Annotated in this window: 20 protein-coding genes and 4 pseudogenes; 13 read left to right on the plus strand and 11 right to left on the minus strand. The window is 61.5% G+C overall.

Annotated elements, in window-relative coordinates; genetic code table 11:
- The first annotated feature begins 83 nt into the window (after positions 1 to 83).
- The 6 genes and pseudogenes from N7E02_RS28760 (at position 84) to N7E02_RS28785 (ending at position 5411) form a co-directional block, all read left to right on the plus strand.
- Positions 84 to 1190 carry a branched-chain amino acid ABC transporter substrate-binding protein gene (locus N7E02_RS28760; protein WP_286581244.1) on the plus strand — a complete coding sequence of 369 codons (1107 nt, stop codon included), beginning with the start codon at positions 84 to 86 and terminating at the stop codon, positions 1188 to 1190.
- A 188-nt stretch (positions 1191 to 1378) separates the two neighbouring features.
- Entirely contained in the window at positions 1379 to 1795 is a 417-nt protein-coding gene (locus tag N7E02_RS28765) for an ArsR/SmtB family transcription factor (protein ID WP_286581245.1), read from the plus strand.
- Between the two features lie 21 nt (positions 1796 to 1816).
- Positions 1817 to 2349: pseudogene (locus tag N7E02_RS28770) on the plus strand (SRPBCC family protein).
- Between the two features lie 79 nt (positions 2350 to 2428).
- Positions 2429 to 2845 (plus strand): GFA family protein, encoded by a 417-nt coding sequence (locus N7E02_RS28775; RefSeq protein ID WP_286581246.1) that lies wholly within the window; start codon positions 2429 to 2431, stop codon positions 2843 to 2845.
- 159 nt (positions 2846 to 3004) lie between these two features.
- Positions 3005 to 4102, plus strand: coding sequence for a carboxynorspermidine decarboxylase (locus tag N7E02_RS28780; RefSeq protein ID WP_286581248.1), 1098 nt, complete (start codon positions 3005 to 3007; stop codon positions 4100 to 4102).
- Positions 4103 to 4169: 67 nt separating this feature from the next.
- Complete coding sequence (locus N7E02_RS28785) at positions 4170 to 5411, plus strand: saccharopine dehydrogenase family protein (protein ID WP_286581250.1); 1242 nt, start codon at positions 4170 to 4172, stop codon at positions 5409 to 5411.
- A gap of 83 nt (positions 5412 to 5494) precedes the next feature.
- Here N7E02_RS28785 and N7E02_RS28790 read toward each other — a convergent pair whose 3' ends face one another.
- The 3 genes from N7E02_RS28790 to bglA form a co-directional block, all read right to left on the minus strand.
- A complete protein-coding gene (locus N7E02_RS28790; RefSeq protein ID WP_286581251.1) occupies positions 5495 to 6328 on the minus strand; it encodes a GNAT family N-acetyltransferase in 834 nt (277 codons plus the stop codon).
- A gap of 238 nt (positions 6329 to 6566) precedes the next feature.
- Positions 6567 to 7544, minus strand: coding sequence for a hypothetical protein (locus tag N7E02_RS28795; RefSeq protein WP_286581253.1), 978 nt, complete (start codon positions 7542 to 7544; stop codon positions 6567 to 6569).
- Positions 7545 to 7624: 80 nt separating this feature from the next.
- Positions 7625 to 9274 carry a beta-galactosidase BglA gene (bglA, locus tag N7E02_RS28800; protein WP_286581254.1) on the minus strand — a complete coding sequence of 550 codons (1650 nt, stop codon included), beginning with the start codon at positions 9272 to 9274 and terminating at the stop codon, positions 7625 to 7627.
- A 144-nt stretch (positions 9275 to 9418) separates the two neighbouring features.
- On the opposite strand from bglA, the gene N7E02_RS28805 reads away from it, so the two are divergent.
- Positions 9419 to 10333 carry a sugar kinase gene (locus N7E02_RS28805; RefSeq protein WP_286581255.1) on the plus strand — a complete coding sequence of 305 codons (915 nt, stop codon included), beginning with the start codon at positions 9419 to 9421 and terminating at the stop codon, positions 10331 to 10333.
- Positions 10334 to 10340: 7 nt separating this feature from the next.
- On the opposite strand, the gene N7E02_RS28810 is transcribed toward N7E02_RS28805, so the two are convergent.
- Both N7E02_RS28810 and N7E02_RS28815 read right to left on the minus strand, forming a co-directional pair.
- Positions 10341 to 10769, minus strand: coding sequence for a type II toxin-antitoxin system VapC family toxin (locus N7E02_RS28810; RefSeq protein ID WP_286581256.1), 429 nt, complete (start codon positions 10767 to 10769; stop codon positions 10341 to 10343).
- Positions 10769 to 11014 carry a type II toxin-antitoxin system VapB family antitoxin gene (locus N7E02_RS28815; RefSeq protein ID WP_286581257.1) on the minus strand — a complete coding sequence of 82 codons (246 nt, stop codon included), beginning with the start codon at positions 11012 to 11014 and terminating at the stop codon, positions 10769 to 10771. The genes N7E02_RS28810 and N7E02_RS28815 overlap by 1 nt, the downstream gene beginning before the upstream one ends.
- 162 nt (positions 11015 to 11176) lie before the next feature.
- On the opposite strand from N7E02_RS28815, the gene N7E02_RS28820 reads away from it, so the two are divergent.
- A complete protein-coding gene (locus tag N7E02_RS28820) occupies positions 11177 to 12226 on the plus strand; it encodes a glycosyltransferase family 4 protein (protein WP_286581259.1) in 1050 nt (349 codons plus the stop codon).
- 64 nt (positions 12227 to 12290) lie between these two features.
- Here N7E02_RS28820 and N7E02_RS28825 read toward each other — a convergent pair whose 3' ends face one another.
- Positions 12291 to 13307: an alpha/beta hydrolase gene (locus tag N7E02_RS28825; protein ID WP_286581261.1), complete on the minus strand. Its 1017-nt coding sequence runs from the start codon at positions 13305 to 13307 to the stop codon at positions 12291 to 12293.
- A gap of 218 nt (positions 13308 to 13525) precedes the next feature.
- On the opposite strand from N7E02_RS28825, the pseudogene N7E02_RS28830 reads away from it, so the two are divergent.
- Positions 13526 to 13968, plus strand: a pseudogene (locus tag N7E02_RS28830) (MarR family winged helix-turn-helix transcriptional regulator).
- Positions 13969 to 14460: 492 nt separating this feature from the next.
- On the plus strand, positions 14461 to 15174 hold the full coding sequence (locus N7E02_RS28835; RefSeq protein WP_286581263.1) for a class I SAM-dependent methyltransferase: 714 nt from the start codon (positions 14461 to 14463) through the stop codon (positions 15172 to 15174).
- Positions 15175 to 15292: 118 nt separating this feature from the next.
- Here N7E02_RS28835 and der read toward each other — a convergent pair whose 3' ends face one another.
- Positions 15293 to 16717, minus strand: a complete 1425-nt coding sequence (gene der, locus N7E02_RS28840; protein WP_286581264.1) for a ribosome biogenesis GTPase Der — start codon at positions 16715 to 16717, stop codon at positions 15293 to 15295.
- A 44-nt stretch (positions 16718 to 16761) separates the two neighbouring features.
- Positions 16762 to 17448 carry a tetratricopeptide repeat protein gene (locus tag N7E02_RS28845; RefSeq protein ID WP_286581265.1) on the minus strand — a complete coding sequence of 229 codons (687 nt, stop codon included), beginning with the start codon at positions 17446 to 17448 and terminating at the stop codon, positions 16762 to 16764.
- Positions 17449 to 17703: 255 nt separating this feature from the next.
- On the opposite strand from N7E02_RS28845, the pseudogene N7E02_RS28850 reads away from it, so the two are divergent.
- A pseudogene (locus N7E02_RS28850) lies at positions 17704 to 18743 on the plus strand (polysaccharide deacetylase family protein).
- A 219-nt stretch (positions 18744 to 18962) separates the two neighbouring features.
- Positions 18963 to 19187: a VanZ family protein gene (locus tag N7E02_RS28855; protein WP_353622862.1), complete on the plus strand. Its 225-nt coding sequence runs from the start codon at positions 18963 to 18965 to the stop codon at positions 19185 to 19187.
- 436 nt (positions 19188 to 19623) lie between these two features.
- Here N7E02_RS28855 and sbmA read toward each other — a convergent pair whose 3' ends face one another.
- On the minus strand, positions 19624 to 20901 hold the full coding sequence (gene sbmA / locus N7E02_RS28860) for a peptide antibiotic transporter SbmA (protein ID WP_286581267.1): 1278 nt from the start codon (positions 20899 to 20901) through the stop codon (positions 19624 to 19626).
- Between the two features lie 146 nt (positions 20902 to 21047).
- Positions 21048 to 22225: pseudogene (locus tag N7E02_RS28865) on the minus strand (YbfB/YjiJ family MFS transporter).
- Positions 22226 to 22443: 218 nt separating this feature from the next.
- Here N7E02_RS28865 and N7E02_RS28870 point away from each other — a divergent pair.
- A complete protein-coding gene (locus tag N7E02_RS28870; RefSeq protein WP_286581268.1) occupies positions 22444 to 22662 on the plus strand; it encodes a hypothetical protein in 219 nt (72 codons plus the stop codon).
- A gap of 36 nt (positions 22663 to 22698) precedes the next feature.
- Here N7E02_RS28870 and map read toward each other — a convergent pair whose 3' ends face one another.
- On the minus strand, positions 22699 to 23454 hold the full coding sequence (gene map / locus N7E02_RS28875; RefSeq protein WP_286581282.1) for a type I methionyl aminopeptidase: 756 nt from the start codon (positions 23452 to 23454) through the stop codon (positions 22699 to 22701).
- Between the last annotated feature and the right edge of the window lie 59 nt (positions 23455 to 23513).

Here is a 23513-nt window from a genome sequence, read left to right on the forward strand (position 1 = left end):
CTTCCGTCACATTGGCTGTGGCGCCTGGAAGACGGTGAAGCGGGCGTTCACTGCGGGTATAGCCCCATCCAAGGAGACCAGACATGAACTTCAAGACCCTCATCGGGGCAACCGCCCTCGCCTCCACCCTGTTTTCGTCAGTGGCCTACGCCGACATTACGATCGGGCTGATCGCGCCGCTCACCGGCCCGGTTGCCGCCTATGGCGCTCAGGTCAGGAACGGCGTCGAGACTGCCATTGCCGTGATCAACGAAAACGGCGGCGTACTCGGCGAAAAGCTCGTCCTGAAGGCTGCAGATGACGCGGCCGAACCGAAGCAGGGCGTATCCGCCGCAAACCAGCTGATCGGCGAAGGCATCCAGTTCGTCGTCGGCCCCGTCACCTCCGGCGTTGCGGTTCCCGCGTCCGACGTGCTGGCGGAAAACGGCGTGCTGATGGTCACCCCGACGGCGACGACCCCGACGCTGACGAGCCGCGGCCTCGAAACCGTCCTTCGCACCTGCGGCCGTGACGACCAGCAGGCGGAAGTGGCCGCACAATATGTGCTGAAGTCCCTCAAGGGCAAGCACATCGCCATCATCGACGACAAGGGCGCCTATGGCAAAGGCCTGGCCGATGCCTTCAAAGCCACGCTCAATGCGGGCGGCGTTACAGAAGTCGTCAACGAATCCGTCACCCCCGGCGACAAGGATTTCAGCGCTCTGGTGACCAAGCTCAAGGCGCAAAATGTCGACGTGATCTATTTCGGCGGCTACCATCCGGAAGGCGGCCTGCTCGTCCGCCAGCTTTCGGATGCCGGCGTAAAGGCCGCCCTCATCGGCGGTGACGGCCTGTCCAATAGCGAATACTGGACGATCGGCACTGCCGCTGCGGCAGGAACGATCTTCACCAACGCCTCGGACGCCACCAAGAACCCAGATTCCAAGGCTGCAGCCGATGCGCTCGCCGCACGCAACATCCCGGCCGAAGCCTTCACACTGAACGCCTATGCCGCCGTGGAAGTCATCAAGGCCGGCATCGAGAAGGCAAAGGCGGCGGATGACGCGGCAGCCGTGGCGGAAGCTCTGAAGTCCGGCGAGGAAATCCCGACCGCGATCGGCAAGCTCACCTATGGCGAGACGGGCGACCTCACCTCGCAGAGCTTCTCCCTGTTCAAGTGGGAAGACGGCAAGATCGTCGCCGCCGAATAATCTGACAACGGCTTTCCGGCGGCACCTTCAAGGATTGCCGCCGGAAGACATCCATCTCAAAGCCTCAAGTTCTGCCGCCTTACCGTCAGACAGGCCCTTAAAGCCCTGCCTCCTCCCTCTTCCGGCCAGCTTGTAATTATTAAACCGACCGATTGACAATCCATCTCGATAAGCGCACATTCAACCACATGGTTGAATTACACGCACAGCAGATCGACACCGTTTTTCATGCGCTGAGCGATGCCACGCGCCGCCAGATGCTGCGGGAACTGACACGCGGCGAACGCACGGTCGGCCAGCTGGCCGAGCCCTACGCCATGTCGCTCGCCGCAGCCTCCAAGCATATCAAGGTTCTGGAGGGTGCCGGCCTCGTGCGCCGCGAGATCCAGGGCCGCACCCATCTCTGCCGCCTCGATCCCGGCCCGCTCGCCACGGCACACGAATGGCTGTCCTTCTACGAACATTTCTGGACCGATCGCCTGGATGCTTTGGAACGCCTCCTGAAGGAAGACGACGCCCGAAGGGCCTTGGCCGATCGACCCACCGACAAACCTGCCCCGAAGCCTGCCCCCAAGCCCGCATCGAAACCTGGAAATGAACCTTGAATCAAAACTGGGAGAAGACCGATGAACAGCATGAATCTATTGGAGAAATACGGCACCGTTACAGCGCCCTCCGAGATCACCATCCAGCGCAAGCTGCCCGGTCCGATCGAGCGCATCTGGGATTATCTGACCGATAGCGACCTGCGCCGCCAATGGCTGGCCTCCGGCATCATGCCGAGCCAGCCGGGCGGCTCGTTCGAACTCGTCTGGCGCAACGACGAGCTGACCGACGGCGCGGAAGCTCGGCCCGAAGGCTTCCCGAGGAACAGCGGATGACGAGCGAGATCGTTCTCTTCGAGGCCCCGCACCGCCTCGCCTTCACCTGGCCGCCGCGCGGCGAGGTCTCGATCGAACTCAAGACCATCGGCTCGGATGTCTTGCTCACCCTCGTTCACAGACGCATTTCCGACCGCAAGAACATGACCATGGTCGGCGCCGGCTGGCACATGCATCTCGATATCCTCGCCGCCAAGGCCGAGGGTCGCAAGCCTGAGCCCTTCTGGCAGGGCTGGCAGCGGCTGCGGGATGAGTACGAGCGCCTCATTCCGGAGTGAACCTCCCACTCCCTGCCGGCCTCCGGATCGGCAGGGCCAACGCTGACAATCGATCGCCCTTTCGGACATGGAGACAATCATGAGCAGGCCATTTACCGGCGGCTGCGCCTGCGGCGCCATCCGCTACCATGTCACGAGCGACCCTGTCGCCATGGTCGATTGCCAGTGCCGACAATGCCAGCGCGAGAGCGGCACCGGCCACACCTCGAACATGGTCTTCGCAGGCGCGACGGTAAAGCTTGAAGGCCAACCCGGCCATTGGGAGGCGACTGGTGACGGCGGGACGGTCAAAAGTCGCGCTTTCTGCACGACCTGCGGCTCGCCCGTCTACATGACCTTCCCCGCCATGCCGGATCTCTTCGTCATCCGCGCCGCAAGCCTCGACGAGCCGGACCGCTACCAACCGCAGATCGTCACCTGGACCGACGGCGCCCAGCCATGGGATCGCATCGACACGGCCCTGACCACCTTCGCGCGAATGCCACCGGCAGGGTAAATCACCATCTGAGCCAGTAACGCACCATAATCTGCCAGTCGCCCGCCAATCGGCCAGCCGTGCCACATTCTTGGCCCTCAGGTCTTGAAGATGACAGGCTTGTCAGGCAATAGGCCCCTTCACGTTTTAGAAGAACTGTAAGAAGGCCGGCCGAACGAGATGCTGCAGACCCCCTACTACCTCATCGACAAGTCGAAACTGCTCCAGAATATGGAGAAGATCGCCGTTGTCCGCGAGAAGTCGGGCGCCAAGGCATTGCTGGCGCTAAAGTGCTTCGCCACCTGGTCGGTCTTCGATTTCATGCGCGACTACATGGACGGCACCACGTCCTCGTCGCTGAATGAGGTCCGCCTCGGCCACGAGCGCTTCGGCAAGGAAACCCACGCCTATTCCGTCGCCTATGCCGATTACGAGATCGATGAAGTCGTCTCCCACGCCGACAAGATCATCTTTAACTCGATCGGCCAGCTGCAGCGTTTCGAAAGCCAGTCCTCCGCCATCACCCGCGGCCTGCGCCTGAACCCCGGCGTCTCCTCCTCGTCCTTCGATCTGGCAGACCCTGCCCGCCCCTTCTCGCGGCTGGGCGAATGGGATCTCGCCAAGGTCGAGCCGGTCATGGACATGATCACCGGCTTCATGATCCACAACAATTGCGAGAACAAGGATTTCTCCCTGTTCGATCGCATGCTCGGCGATATGGAGGAAAAGTTCGCACCGCTTCTGAAGAGGGCCGAATGGGTCTCGCTCGGCGGCGGCATCCATTTCACCGGCGACGACTACCCGGTCGACCAGTTTGCCGAACGCTTGAAGCGTTTCTCCGGCGAATATGGCGTCCAAGTCTATCTTGAGCCAGGCGAAGCCTCGATCACCAGATCGACGACGCTGGAAACCACCGTCCTCGACACGCTTTACAACGGCAAGAACCTTGTCGTGGTGGATTCATCCATCGAAGCGCACATGCTGGATCTTTTGATCTATCGTGAGAATGCCAAGGTTCACCCCAACCAGGGACCCCATCGTGCGATGATCTGCGGCAAGTCATGCCTTGCCGGGGATATCTTCGGGGAATTCGACTTCCCGGAGGAAGTAAAGGTCGGCGACCGCATCTCGTTCCAGGATGCTGCCGGTTACACGATGGTCAAGAAAAACTGGTTTAACGGCGTGAAAATGCCGGCAATCGCCATCCGGGAACTGGATGGCAGCCTCAGGACGGTCCGTGAGTTTGACTACACGGACTACGAACAGAGCCTTTCCTGAACAGAAAGGGCCAAAGGCCCACAGGACAAGACTTTCTGACGATTGGACGCAAGGAGTGGTCCCCAGAATGAAGAAGAACGTGCTCATCATCGGCGCCGGCGGCGTCGCACAGGTCGTTGCCCACAAGTGTGCGCAGAACAACGATGTCCTTGGTGACATCCATATCGCATCGCGCACCAAGTCGAAATGCGACGCCATCATCGCCTCAGTCCACGAGAAGAAGGCGATGAAGCAGCCGGGCGTGCTCGAAGCCCATGCGCTTGACGCGCTCGACATCGAAGCCACCAAGGCCTTGATCGAAAAGACCGACAGCCAGATCGTCATCAATGTCGGCACCGCCTTCTTGAACATGTCGGTGCTGCGCGCCTGCATGGATACCGGCGTCGCCTATATCGACACCGCCATCCACGAAGAGCCGAACAAGATCTGCGAGACCCCGCCGTGGTACGGTAACTACGAGTGGAAGCGTGCTGCCGAATGCGAGGAAAAGGGCATCACCGCCATCCTCGGCGCCGGCTTCGATCCGGGCGTCGTCAACGCCTATGCGCGTCTGGCCAAGGACGAATATCTCGACAAGGTCACCGACGTCGATATCGTCGACATCAATGCCGGCAGCCACGGCAAGTATTTCGCCACCAACTTCGACCCGGAAATCAATTTCCGCGAATTCACGGGTGTCGTTTATTCGTGGCAGGGCGGCGAATGGAACGTCAACAAGATGTTCGAAATCGGCAAGGACTACGACCTGCCGGTCGTCGGCACCCGCCGCGCCTATCTCTGCGGCCATGATGAAGTGCATTCGCTGGCCAAGAACATGGAAGGCGCCGACGTGCGCTTCTGGATGGGCTTCGGCGATCACTACATCAACGTCTTCACCGTCCTAAAGTCGATCGGCCTTCTCTCCGAACAGCCGGTCAAGCTCGCCGACGGTTCCGAAGTCGTGCCGCTCAAGGTCGTAAAAGCCTGCCTGCCCGACCCGTCCTCGCTGGCGCCGGAATACGAAGGCAAGACCTGCATCGGCGACTTCGTCAAGGGCATCAAGGACGGCAAGGAACGCACGGTGTTCATCTACAACGTCGCCGACCACAAGGAAGCCTATAATGAAGTGGGCTCCCAGGGCATTTCCTACACCGCCGGCGTTCCCCTGGTCGCAGCCGCCATGCTGGTGGCAACGGGCGAATGGGACGTCAAGAAGATGGCAAACGTCGAAGAACTGGCCCCGCGCCCGTTCCTCAATATCCTCAACAAGATCGGCCTGCAGACCTGCATCCGCGACGAACAGGGCGAGCGCGAACTGCATTTCGATTGAGATGCGGCGAAAGCCTCATCACTGAAATGACGAAAGGCCCGCGAGTGATCGCGGGCCTTTTTGCTTTAAAAGCTCGGTTGGGATCACGCCGGCCTTTTGAAGTTGAGGCGATGATAGGCCTCGACGAAGCCCCGACGTAGAAAATTGTCGCGCGACGTCTGTTTCATATCGGGTTGCTCCGGCCGGCCGGTTTCGGCGGTGATGTGGGTGGCGCCCTTGGCAAGGGCGATCTTGGTGCGAGCGTCAATCAGCGCCCCCTGGACACCGTTTCGCCTGGCCTCCGGCAATGTGCCGCCGACACCGAACCAGGCCCAATTGTCCTTGACGAAAAGGGCTCCGCTTCCGGCAGGCTTGCCGTCGAGCAGCGCGACAACCGTCGTCCAGTTCGGCCGGCCGACAAGCGCCCCGAACCAGTCCGCAAGGATCTCGGGAAATCCGAAGGCCTTCACGACAAGTCGGCCGTAGACCGCCGGTTCGGGATCGGTAACGATCTCGATGCCGGACTGCAGCGATCCGCCTGCGTGAATCTCGCTCGAAAAGTCGAAACGGCGAACGAGCTTGGACCATCCATTGCCCGTTGGCGTAAGGCCCATACTGCCGGCCCAGCGTTGTATTGCCGCCGTGCTCTCGTCATTTGCGATCTGCAGCGCAAAAGCAGGATCAGCATTCTCTTCCAGCCATGTCGTTAACGAGGCAAGATCGGGAGCCTCCGCGTCCTCCAGACCGAAACTGCGGTTGAGCTCGGTGACCGCCATGCCCCGGCATGCAATAGCCGGGGCAGAGCTGATTTCAGTGGATGCCAGCGCCATCTCGCCCCTTACGTGAGCAGGCGCGGCCGCATAAAGATCGAGCCAAGCCTCTTTCTCGATAGCCTCGATGGTCGCCGGGGAAATTCTCGCTACTGTATCCACTTGCATGACGGCTCCTTGCCAAGGATATGACCTGGAGCTGAAATACCATCGAATATCGGCACGGCCACGAGACTTCGCGCTACGATTGAAATCACTGCGTGAAACGTCTGAGCGCTGCCGCTTCAGCCTTCGCCGGTCACAAGATCATGAACCGTGGCGGCGAAGCTGTCATAAATGGTCAATAACGGGAGCATCGAGAAGAAGGCATTCTGGCTGCCGTCCTCCACGTAGGGCGACCAGCGGATCAGGGTGTAGAGCCTCCCTCGTGCCAGACCATCATTGCGCGAGCACTGCTTTGGGTCGTTCCATCCTCGCCCGTCAGCGAAAACAGGAAATGCTGTACCAGCGCGTCCTTGCCGCTCGGCCCCGATCCGGCACTGGTCTCTTCGAGTTTGAGCACGCCGGGCTGCTGTCCCTGGAACTGAAGCTTGATGAAAAGCGGGATTGCCTCGCTACCAACCTTTTCGAGGTCGGGTTTGGCAGTCATGTCCGCTGCCAGCAGCCACGCTCCGCCCTTGGTCACGTTCCCATCCTGCTTGAGGATATGCAGCTCGGCGGTCGGCCGCCCGTCGAAATCGTTGATCGGGACGCCCCAGTCGTCGGGAATGCGCAGGTCGATCGTCTTGCCGCCGATCCTGAGAGGCACTTCCTTCACGCTGTCCCAGTAACCGCCATCCTCGCCGTTCTTGAATGCCATGTTGTCCGTAAACGTCGTGGCATAATTCTCCGCGGCCTCGAAAATCGCGGAACGATCCTCATCCGTCTTGGCCTTGGCCAGCGAGAAGAGGAAATTCACGGCCAGAGCCTGGTGGCCGCGCGTCAGGCAGCGGCTAATGATGCCATCGGCAGCAAGCCCGTCGACATATTTGAATGCCAGGGACATGGCATCGGACCGATGCCGCGTCACCTTCTCTTCGACCTGTTTGTACCCCTCTTCCTCCTGCACCCGGCTACAGATGCGATCGGCACCGCCGGATGTCCGAAGGTCATAACCCAATATGGTCACCCTGACGGGTACCTCGGCAGTATCGATCACCGGCACCTCGCCGATGATCTTGATGCTGCCGAATCTCATTTTTTCCCGCGGCTTCATCGGCACGAAAGCTACTTTTGCCTCGTCCGGCACCAGCGTCTTGAAATCCAGGTCCGGCGCCGAAAACTCGAACGCCCTTTCAACCCAGCCTTCTTTGACCGGCGGTTCGCCAGTTTCTTCGGCAGCCAAGGGCCCTCCAAAACCAACGAGCGCGCAGGTCAACGCCTGAACGAGCAAAAGCCTCTTCATGCCGCCCCCCAAATTTGCCCTTATACCCGTGCGCAGAACACGTCGATCGCATCGAGTTCGGCCACTCCGCCCGCCAGCTTCGAAGTGAACCCCGGCATATCGACTGGCATCACGCTGCCGAAACGGGCCGGAAGCGTGAACTTCTGCGGCTCCCTAGTCAGGTTGAAGACGAAGAGCAGCTTCTCGCCGCCCTTCTCGCGCACGAAGGCGAGCAGGGCCTGGTTGGTCTCGATGAAGGTCATGTCGCCATCAATCAGCGCCGGATGCGCCTTGCGGAAGGCGAGCGTCTGGCGGTAGTGCGCCAATACGGAATCGGCGAGCTTCTCCTGCGCGTCGACGGCGCGGCTTGCATGGTCGGCCGGCACCGGCAGCCAGGTCGTCGAGCCGTCGGTGAAGCCCGCATGCGGCGCCTTCGCCTCCCACACCATCGGCGTGCGGCATCCGTCGCGGCCCTTGAAGGCCGGCCAGAAGCGGATGCCGTAGGGATCGCGCAGATCCTCGAAGGAGAGTTCCGCCTCCGTTAGACCCAGTTCCTCGCCCTGATAGAGGCAGATCGAGCCGCGCAGGACAGAGATCAGCGAGGCGGAAATCTTCGCCACGCGATCCTGCTCGCTCGGATCCTCGATGAAGCGGGTGACATGGCGCACCACGTCATGGTTGGAAAACGCCCAGCAGACCCAGCCATTGACCACGGTGTCCAACACGGTCTGCATCACCTTGCGGATATAGCTCGCCGAAAACGCCGGCCCGAGAAGGTCGAACGTGTAGCACATATGCAGCTTGTCATTGCCGGTCGTATAGAGAGCCAGCGTGTTGAGCGAGCGTGGCCCGTCGCCCACCTCACCCACCGAAGCACGGTCGTCATAGCTGTCGAGCAGCGCCCGGAACCGCTTCAGGAAGCCGATATTCTCCGGCTGCGTCTTGTCGTAGAGATGGTTCTGCATCGAATACGGATTGGTATCCGTCTCCATGCCCGCGCCGTCGGTATCGTAGACCATTGGCGGATTGTTGCGCAGCTGCTTGTCGTGGAAATAGTAGTTCACCGTATCGAGCCGGAACCCGTCCACCCCGCGGTCCAACCAGAATTTCACGGTGTCCAGCATCGCATCCTGAACATCGGGATTATGGAAATTCAGGTCCGGCTGCGAAATCAGGAAATTGTGCATGTAATATTGCTTGCGCACGCCGTCCCATTCCCAGCCCGGCCCGCCGAAGATCGACAGCCAGTTGGTCGGTGCCGTGCCGTCCGGCTTCGGGTCGGCCCAGACGAACCAGTCCGCCTTGGGATTGGTGCGGCTCGCGCGGCTCTCGATGAACCACGGATGGCGGTCGGACGTGTGCGAGATCACCTGGTCGATGATCACCTTGAGGCCGAGGCGATGCGCCTCCTCCATCATCTCATCGAAGTCGGCAAGCACGCCGAACATAGGATCGACGTTGCAATAATCGGAGACGTCATACCCCATGTCGGCCATTGGAGACGTGAAGAAGGGCGACAGCCAGATCGCGTCGACGCCGAGCGAGGCGACATGGGCAAGGCGCTGGGTGATCCCCTTGATGTCGCCAAGACCGTCGCCGGTCGTATCCTGGAAGGATCGCGGATAGATCTGGTAGATCACCGCGCCGCGCCACCAGTCGGCACCCGACTTGCTCTGCACTTCCGTCGCCATCGTCTGCATCTCCTTTCCCGATTGTTCCAACGCCCAACCTAGAGCCCTGCCCTCAAAAGACAACGCGCAAACGAGACGCCCACACGCTCTTGTCAGACAACGTTCTTCGGCCTATGCGACTTAGCCAACAGAGGAGGACGACAATTGGGCGGAAAGCTTCTTTCGATCGGGGAATGCATGGTGGAACTGTCGCAGGCGGGCGAAGGCCTGCTGCGCAAGGGCTTTGCCGGCGACACGTTCAACACTGCCTGGTATGCGCGCGCCTGCTTCCCGTCCGACTGGTCGATCGATTACTTCACCGCCGTCGGCGATGACCCGCTCTCCACCGACATGCTGGCGATGATGGAGGAAGCCGGCATCGGCACCGGCCTCATCCGCCGCATCCCCGGCAAGACGCCGGGCCTCTATCTCATCACCCTGAAGGATGGCGAGCGCACCTTCAGCTACTGGCGCGATACGGCAGCAGCGAAGAAGCTCGCCGAGGATGCCGATCATCTGCGTGCCGCGATCGAAAGCGCCGACATCGTCTACTTTTCCGGAATCACGCTCGGCATCCTCGCTCCCGAAGCAGCTGACACGCTGCTGTCGGAGGCGCGCCGCGCCAAGGCCATGGGCAAGACGGTCGTCTTCGACCCGAACATCCGTCCCCGCCTCTGGCCGAACAAGGAATACATGCTGAAGACGATAGAGGACGGCGCCCGCTCTTCCAACCTCGTCCTGCCGAGCTTCGACGACGAGGCCACCCATTTCGGCGACACCAACGAGCAAGCGACCATCGCCCGCTACCGCAGCTATGGCGTCGAGAACGTCGTGGTCAAGAACGGACCTGCCGGTATCACGCTGGCCTTCGGCACCTCTCCAACGGTGCACGTCCCCTCGGTCAAGGTCGACAAGGTGGTCGACACGACAAGCGCCGGCGACAGCTTCAACGGCGGCTTCCTCTCCCGCCTCATGACCGGCGCATCACCGGCAGAAGCCGCCGCCCACGGCGCCGCCGTCGCCGCCACCGTCATCCGCCACCATGGGGCGCTGGTCAGCCCGGAGCTTTTGCCGGCATGACCCCGGCTCACCCCATGTCCGTATGGATGAAATCATCGCCCTTGTAGGCGATCTTCTGCCCGACGCTGGCGGCACAGGCATAGGTAAAGCAATCCCCGAGATTGAGCTTTGCCCGGTGCCCGACGAGTTTGCCATAACGGGCAGCTACATCCCGCGCCGCCATACCGATTTCAGATGATATCGGAATATCCTGTGCCGCGAGTGCTTCGATAAGCTGATCGACCGCAGCACCCGATTGCCTCAGTATCTCCGGCGTCGGCTTTCCTTTCGCGTCAACGGCTTCGGCCTTGGCTCGCGCGAGCGAAAGGCTAGCCTCCATTCGGACCATCGGCGACACGTAGAATGGACCACCTGCCGTATCGAGACGCGCCATCTGCTCCTCTGCATCCGCTTCGGGTTTGAGGATTGCTACAATAACCGACGCATCAATGAACATTAGAGATCGTCCCAAAGTTCGTCGCTGAAAGCCTTCTGGTCGAACTTCGGATTGGATGGACCGATGGCATCAGCCATGGCCCGCGCCTTGGCGAGCCGGTCTCTCATCGGAACCCTTGCGCGCGTGCGTTCTAGCTCATGGCGCAGCGCAGTGCGCAATGCCTCCGTTTTGGTGGGAGCATTCAGCAATTGCTGCAGCTCGACCGTCATCTCGGCAATCTCCTCATCGCGTACGAAAAGCGGCATGAGATATCTCCTTTTCCGAAACAAGATATCACCAGGTATACAACGTAACAACGCCCCACACTCTGCTTCATCCCCCTGTTACAATAGTTGGCGATAGAGAGCCGAAAACGCGGGCTATCAGCGAGTCGCCCGCGGATCGGCAACGGGGCTTGGGGCCGTCGCATGACCAGAATCACGATCGTCACGGATGCCTGGTATCCGCAGGTGAACGGCGTCGTCCGTTCAATCGAGAACACCAATCGCGAGCTCACCGGCATGGGCGTCGAGGTGTTCATGGTCACGCCGAAGGATTTCGCCAACATCCCCTGCCCCACCTATCCCGAGATCAGGCTGTCGGTGACGACCTATACGCAGGTCGCCGGTGCGATCGAGAAGACCATGCCGACGGCAGTGCATATCGCCACCGAAGGCCCGCTCGGCCTGATCGCCCGCCGCTGGTGCCTGAAGAACAACATGCCGTTCTCGACCAGCTATCACACCCGCTTTCCAGAATATGTCGCGGCCCGCTTTCCGGTGCCTATCCGCTGGATGCAGGCCTTCGTCCGCTGGTTCCACAATGCCGGCAATGGCTGCATGGTGGCAACCGCGAGCCTCGAGCGCGAGCTTTCCAAGATTGGCATCCATAACCTCCTGCGCTGGAGCCGCGGCATCGACCAGACGGTCTTCCACCCGATGGAACGCGACGAGCGGCCCTTCGACCTGCCACGCCCGATCTTCATGACGGTCGGCCGCGTCGCCGTGGAAAAGAACCTACCCGCCTTCCTCGATCTAGACCTGCCCGGTTCCAAGGTCGTCGTCGGCGACGGCCCTGCCCTGGCAGACCTGAAGAAACGCTATCCGAACGTCCTCTTCACCGGCATGAAGACGGGAGAGGAACTGGCCAAGGCTTATGCTCAGGCCGACGTCTTCGTCTTCCCGTCCAAGACGGATACATTCGGCAATACCATTCTGGAGGCACTCGCCAGCGGCGTCCCGGTGGCGGCCTACCCGGTCATGGGGCCTGTCGACATCATCGAGGAAGGATCGGGTGCCGGCGCGCTGGACGAAGACCTGCGGATCGCCTGCCTCAAAGCGCTCGACTGTCGCCGCGAGGATGCAAGTCGTCTGGCCAAACATTACACTTGGGAAGCGGCGTCGAAACAGTTTCTCGGCAATGTGCTGAAGGCTCAGGCCAGCCATCCGCATTCAAACAGCGCACTCCCTGCAAACTGACGCAAAAGGGCCCGGCGGATAAACACCGGGCCCTGTCTCCTTGGCATGCTTTCGGCCAAACCGCCTATTTCTTCAGAGCATCCCTCAAGGTTGCGTTGGCTACCGAGATGGCGCTGCGAACGGCCGGTGTCTCGGCAATTGCATTCAGAAGCACGAAATCGTGGATCGTGCCGTTGTAGCGGAGCGAGGTCACCTTGACGCCCGCCTGCGAAAGCTTGCGGCCATAGGCCTCGCCCTCGTCGCGCAGCACGTCGTTCTCATCGACGATCACGAGTGCCGGCGGCAGGCCGTTGAGCTGTTCGATCGATGCCTGAAGCGGCGAAGCGGTCGGCTCCTTGCGCTTTGCCACGTCGGGCAGATACTGGTCCCAGAACCACTTCATCGCCTCCTTCGTCAGCCACGGGCCATTGGCGAACTGATTGTAGGATCCGGTATCGAAATTGGCGTCGGTGACGGGATAGAACAGCACCTGCTGGTCGATCTGCGGTCCACCGCGCTCCTTGGCCAGCAGCGTGAAGGCCGCAGCCATGTTGCCGCCGACGCTGTCGCCGACCACGGCGAGCCTGCTCGCATCCACACCGAATTCCTTCGGATGCTCGGTCACATACTTGGCCGTGGCATAGACCTGTTCGATGGCGACCGGATAGCGCGCTTCCGGCGAGCGCTCGTAGTCGACGAAAACGACGGCAGCCTCAGCGCCGTTGGCGATTTCGCGAACAAGACGATCATGGGTGTCCGCATCGCCCAGCACCCAGCCGCCGCCATGGACGTAGATGATGACGGGCAGCGTGCCTTTGGCGCCGGCGGGCTTCGTCACGCGGATCTTGGTCTTGCCGGTCGGGCCGATATTCAGAACCTTGTCCTGAACGTCCGCGGCGAGCTTTTTCACATCGCCCTTCTGTGCACCGGCCAGCACGTCGCGGGCATCCTTCGGCGATAGCGTGTAGATCGGCGGCGCACCGGCGAGCGAGTCAATGAAGGCCTGCGTCTTAGGCTCCAGCACCGGTTCGGCGGCGATTGCGGCGACGGCGGATGCAGCGGCGATCGCTGCGGCGGATACGGTTGTGATAATTTTGGACATTCTCTTGTCTCCTTTCCTGATCGTGTCGGCCTCGTTGGCCATGCAATTTATATCGCGCACGATATGATCGTTTACAAACGATCATCCGACATGGCAGTCATGCAAAAACCTGCATGGCGATTATTTATCGCGCGACCTAAATCTGATAGGTTCAGGAAATAAGACGGCACCCTGCCCATAGTCGAAAAGGCAAGGCGGGCCAGGCAAGGAGGCAGATGATGAAGGACGAATTGAAGCTCGACACGTTCCTGTGCTTTGCCCTCTACACGGCAAACCACGCGATGAACCGCGTCTACAAGCCCCTGCTCGAAGAGTTGGAGATCACCTATCCGCAGTTTCTCGTACTCGTCACACTCTGGGAAGAGGACGAGCAGACGGTCGGCAGTATCGGTGAAAAGCTGTTCCTCGAATCCAGCACCCTGACACCGCTTCTGAAGCGGCTGGAAACGGCGGGTTATATAAGCCGCGAACGCAGCAAGCAGGACGAACGGCAGGTCATCATCCGCCTGACCGACCGGGGACGCGCCCTGAAAGCACGAGCACAAAAATCCCCGGCAACATCGTCGCCGCCACGGGCTGTTCGTCGGATGAGGTGCAACGCCTGCGCCAGGAAGTGAGCGACCTGCGCGACGCATTGGACAAGAAGGCGAACGCCGCCTGAGCCAGCCTCCAGCGCAGGAACGCGAAGACCGGCTCAGGATGGCCTCGTGCCAGAACCGAAACTTATGAGGCGCTTGCGGGAAGCGCCTCAAGTCGGACAGATTGCGAGCGGGTCAGCCGCTCCGCCCGTCGCGCCAACGGAAATAGGCGACACCGCTGGCACCCAGACAGACTGCTGCGACGAGACCTGCTACAATCATGAATTATCCTCCCAAATGGGCGCACCGCCTCGAAAATCGCAACTGATTTCGCCAGGCACGATGCGCGATCTCCCAAAACAACGGCGCCCCGTGGCGCCGCAGTCCGGCCTGCGAGTCCTCCAACCGTACAAGCCAGAGTGGCAGTGCAACACGGATCAGCTGGAATTGCAAGCCAGCTAAAGGATGAGACTCACCAGCGGCTGTATCCAGTCCCTGCCCCATTTCCATACAGGCCCGCGCGGAGTATCTTAGATTCCGCGCAAATATCGGCGACGCAAGCATGGATGGCGACCGTGACACAGGCATCCCGTCATGACGTCTGGCGCTCGGGCGACAGCTACGAGAATTATATCGGCCGCTGGAGCAGGCGCGTCGCACCCCGCTTTCTCGACTGGCTGGAACCTGCAAGCGATCTCGACTGGCTGGAGGTCGGCTGCGGCACCGGCGCATTGACCCAGGCCATCCTCGCCCATGCCGAACCGCGCTCGGTGATCGCGATCGACCCCTCCGAGGGCTTTCTGCAGAAGGCCCGGTCCGACATTCTGGACCGGCGCGTGGAGTTCCGCCCCGGCGATGCCCAGGCCCTGTCGATGATGGCCGACACGCGGGATATCGTCGTCTCCGGCCTCGTCCTGAATTTCGTGCCGGACCGCATGCTGGCCCTGCAGGAAATGCTGCGCGTCGCCCGTCCGAAAGGCGTGGTCGGCTTCTATGTCTGGGATTATCCCGGCGGCGGCATGGAATTCATGCGGGCCTTCTGGTCGGCCGCGATCGCGCTCGATCCTGCCGCCCGCGAGCTTGGCGAGGGAACCCGCTTCCCCTTCTGCACAAACGACGGCCTGTTAGAACTGGCCACTGCAGCGGGCCTGGCAAAGCCCGAAGTCACGCAGATCGAGATCGCGACCACCTTCCGGGATTTCGACGACTTCTGGCGCCCCTTCACCCTCGGCGCCGGTCCGGCACCCGGCTATTGCGCCAGCCTGGGGAGGCCGAGCGGGAGAGACTGAAGGAAAGGCTGCGGGCGGACCTGCCCACTTCGGCCGATGGAACCATCGCCCTCAACGCAAGGGCCTGGGCCGTTCGTGGCCGCAAGCACTGATCGTGATTCTCGAAGAAGCGCTGAAGTCAGCGCTTCTTCTTGCGGTTTTCGAACGGGTTATCGCCTGCCTTGAAATGGATGCGGATCGGCACGCCGGGCATCTGAAAATCGTTGCGCAAGCCATTGATCATGTAGCGGATATAGCTTTCCGGCAGCGCGTCGGGGCGCGTGCAGGATACCATGAATGCCGGCGGACGCGCCTTCACCTGGGTCATGTATTTCAGCTTCAGGCGACGGCCGGAAACCGCCGGTGGCGGATGCTGGATCTGCGTGCCTTCCAGCCACTTGTTGAGGCGGGCCGTAGAGATGCGCTTGTTCCAAACCTTGTCGGTCGCAATGATCTCCTGCATCAGCTTGTCGAGCCCATAGCCCGTCTGGCCGGAAATCGGCACGGCGCGCAGGCCGCGCGCCTGCGGCAGCAGCCGCTCGGTCTTTTCGCGCAGCTCCGCAAGCACCGCCTGCGGGTCTTCAACGAGGTCCCACTTGTTGAAGGCCAGAACCGCGGCACGGCCCTCGCGCAGCACCAGGTCGGCAAGCTGCAGGTCCTGCTTCTCGAACGGGATCGTCGCGTCGAACACGATGACGACCGTCTCGGCAAAGCGGATTGACCTGAGCGAATCCGCAACCGAGAGCTTTTCCAGCTTTTCGGTCACGCGTGCCTTGCGGCGCATACCGGCCGTGTCGAACATCTTGATGGTCCGGCCCCGCCATTCCCAGTCGACCGAGATCGAGTCGCGGGTGATGCCGGCTTCCGGACCGGTCAGCAGGCGATCCTCACCGAGAAAACGGTTGATCAGTGTCGACTTGCCGGCATTCGGTCGGCCGATGATGGCGACACGCAGCGGCTTGGTCTCGTCATATTCCGGCTCGTCATCCGCCTCGTCACCGAGAACGCTGTCGCGGACGTCGACATCCGTCTCCGCCTCGTCGTCTTCGGTCTCGGGGAAGGCCACGTCCTCGCCGATCGCCTCGACGATCGCGTCACGCAGATCGATCATCCCCTGGCCATGTTCGGCCGAGATCGGAACAGGCTCGCCGAGGCCGAGCGTATAGGCGTCGTAGAACCCGCCGTCCGAGCCCTTGGCTTCCGACTTGTTGGCGACGAGCACCACCGGCTTTCCGCTGCGGCGCAGCAGCTCGCCGAACGTCTTGTCGAGCGGCGTCAGCCCGTATTTGGCATCGACGACGAAGAGCGTCAGGTCGGCTTCCTCGATCGCCATCTCGGTCTGGGCGCGCATCCGGCCCTCGAGCGTATCCGGCCCCACCTCTTCGAGACCGGCGGTATCGATGATGGTGAAGCGCAGGTCGACGAGTTTGGCATCGCCCGGGCGACGGTCGCGCGTGACACCCGGCGTGTCGTCGACAAGCGCCAGCTTCTTTCCGACCAGACGGTTGAAAAGCGTGGACTTGCCGACATTCGGGCGTCCGACAATGGCGACGGTGAAGCTCATCCTGTTTCCTCAAACCCCGTTCCGGGGCCTCAATTCATGGGGCCTTATCCCTGAGCGGGATCGGGCGCCTTGCCGGAAGCGGCGATGTTGTCGAGCATGATCTGCGCGCGGTTCGCCACGTTGCGCGGTGCGCCCGCATCATTGGCGATCTGCTGGAACCATTCCTTGGCCTGCTGCATGTTGCCGGCCTTGTAGGCGGCAAGGCCGAGTGCTTCGCGCGCCGAGTTCGCCAGCACATTGCCCGGGATCGCCATCGCCTGAGCTTCCGCGGCCACCTGTTCGTAGGTACCGGTATCGATCAGGATCCAGGCCGCGCGCAGCTTGGCGAGATCGCGGATCGGCTCCGGCACGGATTGGTCGCCGCCAACCTGCTTGTAGGCCTCGACGGCCGGCGCCACATCACCCTTGGCCTGCTGAACGGATGCGGCGCGAAGCTTGGCGAGAACCGGATAGGAACCCGTGCCGTCCTTCTCGATCGCGCCGAGTGCCGACAGCGCCTCGTCGTTCTTGCCTTCCGAGGCAAGCGTCAGCGCCGCGATGAACCGGTCGCCGGACTGCGAGGAGCCGTGGTTTTCCCAATACTCGTAACCGCGCCATGCGGCTGTGCCGACGACGATCAGCACGGCAACGCCAATGGCGATCTTGCCGTAACGCTTCCATGCGTTGTGGAGCTGGTCTGAGCGAAGCTCTTCGTTCACTTCACGGAAAAAACTGTCGTCGTTATGCGCCATCGAAGTCTCCGGCCCCCGCTGGAGCCAATGCTGGATAGAACCCGGTCCGATCTGGCGAACAATCCTGCGGCCAATCGTGCTGAACGCGCCTTCTAGCTTATTTTGTCGAGGATGTAAGGCCCCCGAACATTTCATGACAAGCTTGTTAACGCGTCTTCGGCATGATCGCCAATTCAGGCTTTATCCACCCTCTCCCAAGCTTCGCCTCATTCGACGCCCAAGAGCGACCCTGTTTTAGAGAATCAGGAACCCGTAATGCGTCTTGCCGCCTCGCTCTCGACCTCCGTCATCGCCCTTCTTACCACCTTCTGCCTTTCCGTTTCCGCATCTGCACAGGATGCGCCGGTGGCGGATACGGCCAGGCCGAAGCAGCTGGTGATGATCTCCTTCGATGGCGCGGGCTCCAACGCACTCTGGCAGCGCAGCCGCGATTTTGCGCGGAAGAACAACGCCCACTTCACCTATTTCCTCTCCTGCTCGCTGGTCATCCCACGCGCCGACAGGGCCAGGTATGAGGGCCCGGGCAAGAAGGCCGGTCGTTCCAATATCGGCTTTGCCCAGGACAGACCGGAAGCGCAGGAAAGGCTGGGCCATATCTGGAACGCCCATGCCGAGGGCCATGACATATCGAGCCATACCTGCGGTCATTTCGACGGCAAGGACTGGTCGGCATCAGACTGGACGGCCGAGTTCACGAGCTTTCACGATGTCATGACCAATGCCTGGACCGCGATCGGCGCCGGCGACGCCGAGCCGAAAGGCTGGCGCGACTTCATCGACAACGACATCAGAGGTTTCCGCGCCCCTATTTCTCCACCAGCGACGGTCTTGTCTCAGCGGAAAACAAGGCCGGCTTCACCTATGACGCGAGCCTCGTCACCAAGGGACCGATGCTGCCGGAGAAGAAGGGCGACCTCATCCGCTTCGGCCTGCCGCTCATTCCGGAAGGTCCGTCCCAGCGCCCGATCATCGCCATGGACTACAATCTCTCCATCCGCCACTCGGCCGGCGTCGACAATCCGTCCCGCTCGGCGGAATTCGAGGAGCGCGCCTATTCCGCCTTCCGCGCCGCCTTCGACAAGCAGTATAACGGCGAGCGCATCCCGCTGCAGATCGGCCTGCACTTCGTCGAGATGAATGCCGGCGCCTATTGGCGGGCGATGGAACGTCTCGCCTCGGATGTCTGCAACCGCGCCGACGTCGCCTGCGTCACCTATAGTGAGGCGATCAGGATGCTCGACGATCGACGAGCCAAAGTGCATTCCTCCGCCGAAAGCAAGAATTCCGCCGGCTGACCGGCGCCAAACCTTTCGCCCATCCGTTCAAGCGCATCCGCCGACCGATATTACAGCCTACCTCCAGCCAGGATATGACACTTCCATGACGACCCGCCTTCTCAAGCTCCTCCCTGGCTCGCGCTTGCCGCCATCGTCTTCGCCACGGTTTCGCCGATCCGCCTGCGCCCTCATGACTTCGCCTCGGTCGATATCGACCGCGCCGGCGCCTTCGCCGTCATGGCGCTGCTCTTCGTCATGGCCTATCCGCGCCGCTGGCTCGCCTGCGCCATCCTGCTCATCCTTGGCGCCGGCGGCATCGAACTGCTGCAGTATCTTTCGCCGACCCGCCACGCCCATCTCGACGACGCCACGGTCAAGGCCGCCGGCGCAGCCTTCGGCTGCCTCCTGGGCCTGGCCGTAAACCGCACCATCATCCGCTTCCGACAGCCAGCCATGGCCTGAAGCCGTCTTGTCGTCAAAAGGTGGACGCTATGCCCGCCAATCCAAATTTCGCGCAAGTCTTATCAAGGACTTGCGCTTTTCTTTGCCCATTTTCATCCCCGCCCTTCGCGGCCTCGCAGATAATCGACGGGTCATCGGATGGGAAACCGGGTTCTAGAACCGGCAGACCTCCTCGGGTTCGCGCTCGGTTCCGGTGATGGCTGCATGTCGCGGCCGCGTGGGAAATGACAAGTCCCACAAGGCCAGAACAGGCGGTCGGGGCAGGCAAAACCTGAACCACCCAATGCAACCAAATACCGCCTGCCCTTCTCCCAGGGGTTCCGAGCACCGGCCTTTCTTCGACCTTTAGGCCCGCGCAAGGACCCGAAACGCAAAACCGCGCCGGATCAAAAATCCGGCGCGGCCAAACGTGCTTTTCTTTTTCGAAAGCGAGAAATCAGGTCGGCTTGTTCGCTGCCATCTCGCCACCCTGCGCCTCACGCTTGAGATAGTTCTGGTCGATCTCCGGCAGCGGCTCATCGTCGATCGCCGCTTCGAACGCCTTCAGACGTTTATGGATGGACAGAAGCTCGATGATCGTGGTCCAGGAATTGACCAGATACTGGAACGAGTTGGAGACCTGGCCGAAAGCGGTCGCGATCTGCTGGTAGATACCGAAGGTGATCTTGCCGGCAACGATGGTCGGAACCAGCATCAGGGTCAGGAAGACGGCGTCGGCCTGCAGGTAGAAGTAGCGAGCGACGTTGAAATAGAGATAGTGCCAGTACATGCGGAAATAGTTCTTCCGCACATTGCCATAGAGCTCCCTGACCGTCGGCGGCTGGGCGCGGTCGGCATGGTCTTCGCCATAGACGAGTTCCTTGCGGTAGGCGGCCTCGACGCGCTGGTTGCGGAAATGCAGGCCCGGCAGTTTGATACCGGCAACGGCCAGCAGCACGGTGCCGAACACCGACCAGAAGATTGCCAGCCAGAACAGCGCATGCGGCACTTCGCCGATGATCGGCAGCTCGGAAACATAGCTCGACAGGCCGAACAGGATCGGCAGGAACACGATCAGCGTCATCACCGAGTTGATCAGCGTGATGCCGAGGCCTTCCAGCGTCGCCGAAAAGCGCATCGTGTCTTCCTGCACACGCTGCGAGGCGCCTTCGATGTGGCGCAGCTTTTCCCACTTGGACATGTAGAAATTGTTCATCGCCGTACGCCAGCGGAAGATGTAGTGGCTGGTGAAGAAGTCGGTGAGGATCGAGATGAACATCGACAGGAAGACGATCTGCGCGAACACGATCTGCAGGCTGTAGAAATCCCAGGCCGTCGTGCCGGGCTTCCCCTGCAGCGCGTTCATCAGCGTGTCGCCGAACGGGCGCCGCCAATTGTTGATCACGACGGAGACCTGCACGCCGAAATAGGTGACAGCGATGATCAGCAACGAGCCCCATACCGACCAGCCGATCCATGGATTATGCTTGTCGATGAACGACCATGCCGCGCCGAACAGCAGAAGGCAGATGGCGAAGTAGGCGTAGAAGAAGAGGTTCGACGGCATCAGGAAGTAGGTGAGGTCGTAAGGCTCCGACGCGCCTTCAGGCATGCCGAAGCCTGCGCGATCGCCGATACCCGCAACGATGAAATACCACGCAAGGACTGCAACAAAAGCAAAGACGACGGCAGATAAAAAGAACAGTTTCGGTCGGGGGAAGAAAGAATGGAACACGGAGCGGACGCTTTCCTGAGTTCGAGTCTGGGAGGTGGTATGTTAGCGCCGGAAACTATGGCAGTTCCGTGGATGCGGCAATGGCCGCACCGCTTTGTTACACATTTGTAACCGCTATTGTCTTCAAGAGCCGGTCAGGACTTCAGTCAGGCGGTGCGCCGCGCGACGCCGATGGCGAGAGCCACGCAGACGACGAGAACGGCCGTTGCGATCAGCGTCGGCAGGGTGAAGCTGCCGCTCACTTCCGCCGCCCAGCCGGCGACCAGCGGCCCGATGATCTGGCCGACGCCGAAGGCGGCCGTCATCGAGGCGAGCGCCCGGCGCGGGCTTTCCGGCGCCAGCGTGCCGCCGAGCTGCAGCCCGTAGGCGGTGATGACCATGAAGGTCGCGCCGAGCAGCAGCCCGCCGAACAACACGCCGGTCGTCGAGGGCAACAGCACCGACCCGACAACGCCGAGTGCCAGCACGACGAGGAAGCCGTGTAGGCTTTCGCCAGCCCGAAGCGGATCGCGACCGGGTGCCAGGCGACGAGCGACACCGCCGCTGCGCAGCCGGTGACGAACCATGCGAGGAATTCGACGATCGGCCCGGCATCGCCCTGCCGCGCCATCGTCACAAGGAAGGTCGCCGTGATGACGTAACCGAAACCGAACAGACCGTAGGAGGCCGTCAGCATGACGAGCGGCAGGCGCCATTGCAGCTTCGGTTCGGCCCTGCGAACGGCATTCGCCTGCGGTCGCGGCAAAAGCAGATGAACGGCCAGCACCGCGACAAGCGCGATCGCAGCGCCTGCCAGCCAGTTGATCCGCCAGCCATGCGCGGCATCACCCGCCGACGTGTTGACGATCAGCGCCAGCGCCGAGGAGAGCGCGATCCCCATGCCGACACCGCCGAAATGCAGGAAATTGACCACATGCCCCTTGGTCCCGCCCTGGCGCGCGAAGGGCAGGACGATGGACGACGTCAGAACCATGGCGAGCGCGCTCGCAAGACCGGCAAGAAACCGGATGACGATGAAGGCCGCGACCGAGGTCGTCAGGCCCATCGCGGCAAGCAGCAGCGCGCTTGCGGTCAGCGCGGTGATCGCGATCAATCTTTCGCGACCCGCCGCCCAGCCATAACCGGCCAGGACCGCGCCTGCCAGATAGCCCGCGAAATTGCCGGCGGCGATATAGCCGGCATCAGCCGACGAGATCGGAATGCCCGCGATCATGCCCGGCAGGACCGGCGTGTAGAAGAAGCGGCCAAAACCCATGGCGGCAGCCATGGCAATGGCGCCAGCAAGGCCGACGAGGCGAAGATCGGTGCGTGGGGTCATGTCCATGATCCGCTTATGGCAGCGGCTTTTGCGCCGCACAAATCAGCAATTTTCATAGCTCCGGGAATAATTTGAATATTCCGGCCGGTAACGCACCCGCATCATCGAATTGATGCAGTGCGGGAATCATTTGTCTTGTTGTTGACACGAATGACCGGCATGTTTTGCGCAGTAAAGAGTTCACCACATCATTCAACGACGAAGAAAGAGCGGGAGGCGCAAGCATGAACCGTGACCTGACCGTATCCGATGTCCTGATAGATCCGCTGATCGCGCAGGTGCGCAAGGCGGATGCGATCGGCTATGCCTCCTTCGCGCAGCTCATGCAGAGTGCTGCGCGCGTGCATGCCCGCCAGGTGGTCGAGCATCTTCGCGAAGAGCGCGCCGACGCCTTCTATCACGCCGTGGAAGTGGCCGATCGCGCCAATAATCGCGTGATCTGAAAGCAGTCGGGCCGCATTGCGCGGCCCTTTCCCCGATCAATTCGCTAACGTCAGGATCAGCGGCCCGTTGCGGGTCGCGACGATCGTGTGCTCGTATTGCACGGTCGGTGCGCGCGGATCGCTGTAGAGCGTCCACGGGTCGCCATTGTCGCCGTCCTCCGCCCATTCGGCACCGAGTGACAGGAAGGGCTCGATGGTGAAGACCAGTCCCTCTTCCATCATCCGGCTTTCCTGCGGATCCGGCCAGGTCGGAATTTCCTTCGGCTCGTCATGCAGCGTCAGCCCGATGCCGTGGCTCGATAGATTGGTGATCAGCGAATAGCGGTTCTTCTTGGCGAATGCGCCGATGGCATTGCCGATGCCGGCGATCGGCCGGCCGGCCTTCACCTGCTGCAGCCCGGTCCACAAGGCCCTCCGCCCGTCGCGGCAGAGCTTCTCGATCTCGCGCTTCACCGGGGGCACAGCATAGGACGAGCCGCAATCGCCGAAGAACCCGTCCTTCACCGCCGACACGTCGATATTGACGAGATCGCCGGCCGCAATGACGCGACCGCCCGGAATGCCGTGCGCCACTTCCTCGTTGACGCTGATACAGGTCGCGGCGAGAAACTGGTAGCAGGTCTCCGGCGCCGACTGAGCGCCGTTATCCTCGAGCAGCTTGCGGCCGATATCGTCCAGTTCCTTGGTGGTGATCCCCGGCTCCAGCGACTTCGCCATCGTTTCCATCGCCTGGGCGCAGAGCCTGCCGATCGCCTTCAGCTTGTCGAGTTCGTCTTCACTGGAGATTACCATTCCGTATCACTTTCTTCGTCACAGGCATGTCGTTGCCGCCTAACCGCTGCACAGTTTGG

The organism is Terrirhizobium terrae (genome assembly GCF_030323265.1).
Classification (GTDB): domain Bacteria; phylum Pseudomonadota; class Alphaproteobacteria; order Rhizobiales; family Rhizobiaceae; genus Neorhizobium.

Coding starts and splice junctions, on each gene's coding strand:
- N7E02_RS28810 (WP_286581256.1), bottom strand. CDS start 10,769: ATGTTCATTGATGCGTCGGTTATTGTAGCAATCCTCAAACCCGAAGCG.
- N7E02_RS28790 (WP_286581251.1), bottom strand. CDS start 6,328: ATGCAAGTGGATACAGTAGCGAGAATTTCCCCGGCGACCATCGAGGCT.
- N7E02_RS28780 (WP_286581248.1), top strand. CDS start 3,005: ATGCTGCAGACCCCCTACTACCTCATCGACAAGTCGAAACTGCTCCAG.
- N7E02_RS28765 (WP_286581245.1), top strand. CDS start 1,379: ATGGTTGAATTACACGCACAGCAGATCGACACCGTTTTTCATGCGCTG.
- N7E02_RS28855 (WP_353622862.1), top strand. CDS start 18,963: ATGGCGCTGCTCTTCGTCATGGCCTATCCGCGCCGCTGGCTCGCCTGC.
- N7E02_RS28760 (WP_286581244.1), top strand. CDS start 84: ATGAACTTCAAGACCCTCATCGGGGCAACCGCCCTCGCCTCCACCCTG.
- bglA (WP_286581254.1), bottom strand. CDS start 9,274: ATGGCGACGGAAGTGCAGAGCAAGTCGGGTGCCGACTGGTGGCGCGGC.
- N7E02_RS28775 (WP_286581246.1), top strand. CDS start 2,429: ATGAGCAGGCCATTTACCGGCGGCTGCGCCTGCGGCGCCATCCGCTAC.
- der (WP_286581264.1), bottom strand. CDS start 16,717: ATGAGCTTCACCGTCGCCATTGTCGGACGCCCGAATGTCGGCAAGTCC.
- N7E02_RS28820 (WP_286581259.1), top strand. CDS start 11,177: ATGACCAGAATCACGATCGTCACGGATGCCTGGTATCCGCAGGTGAAC.
- N7E02_RS28870 (WP_286581268.1), top strand. CDS start 22,444: ATGAACCGTGACCTGACCGTATCCGATGTCCTGATAGATCCGCTGATC.
- N7E02_RS28825 (WP_286581261.1), bottom strand. CDS start 13,307: ATGTCCAAAATTATCACAACCGTATCCGCCGCAGCGATCGCCGCTGCA.
- map (WP_286581282.1), bottom strand. CDS start 23,454: ATGGTAATCTCCAGTGAAGACGAACTCGACAAGCTGAAGGCGATCGGC.
- N7E02_RS28785 (WP_286581250.1), top strand. CDS start 4,170: ATGAAGAAGAACGTGCTCATCATCGGCGCCGGCGGCGTCGCACAGGTC.
- N7E02_RS28815 (WP_286581257.1), bottom strand. CDS start 11,014: ATGCCGCTTTTCGTACGCGATGAGGAGATTGCCGAGATGACGGTCGAG.
- N7E02_RS28845 (WP_286581265.1), bottom strand. CDS start 17,448: ATGGCGCATAACGACGACAGTTTTTTCCGTGAAGTGAACGAAGAGCTT.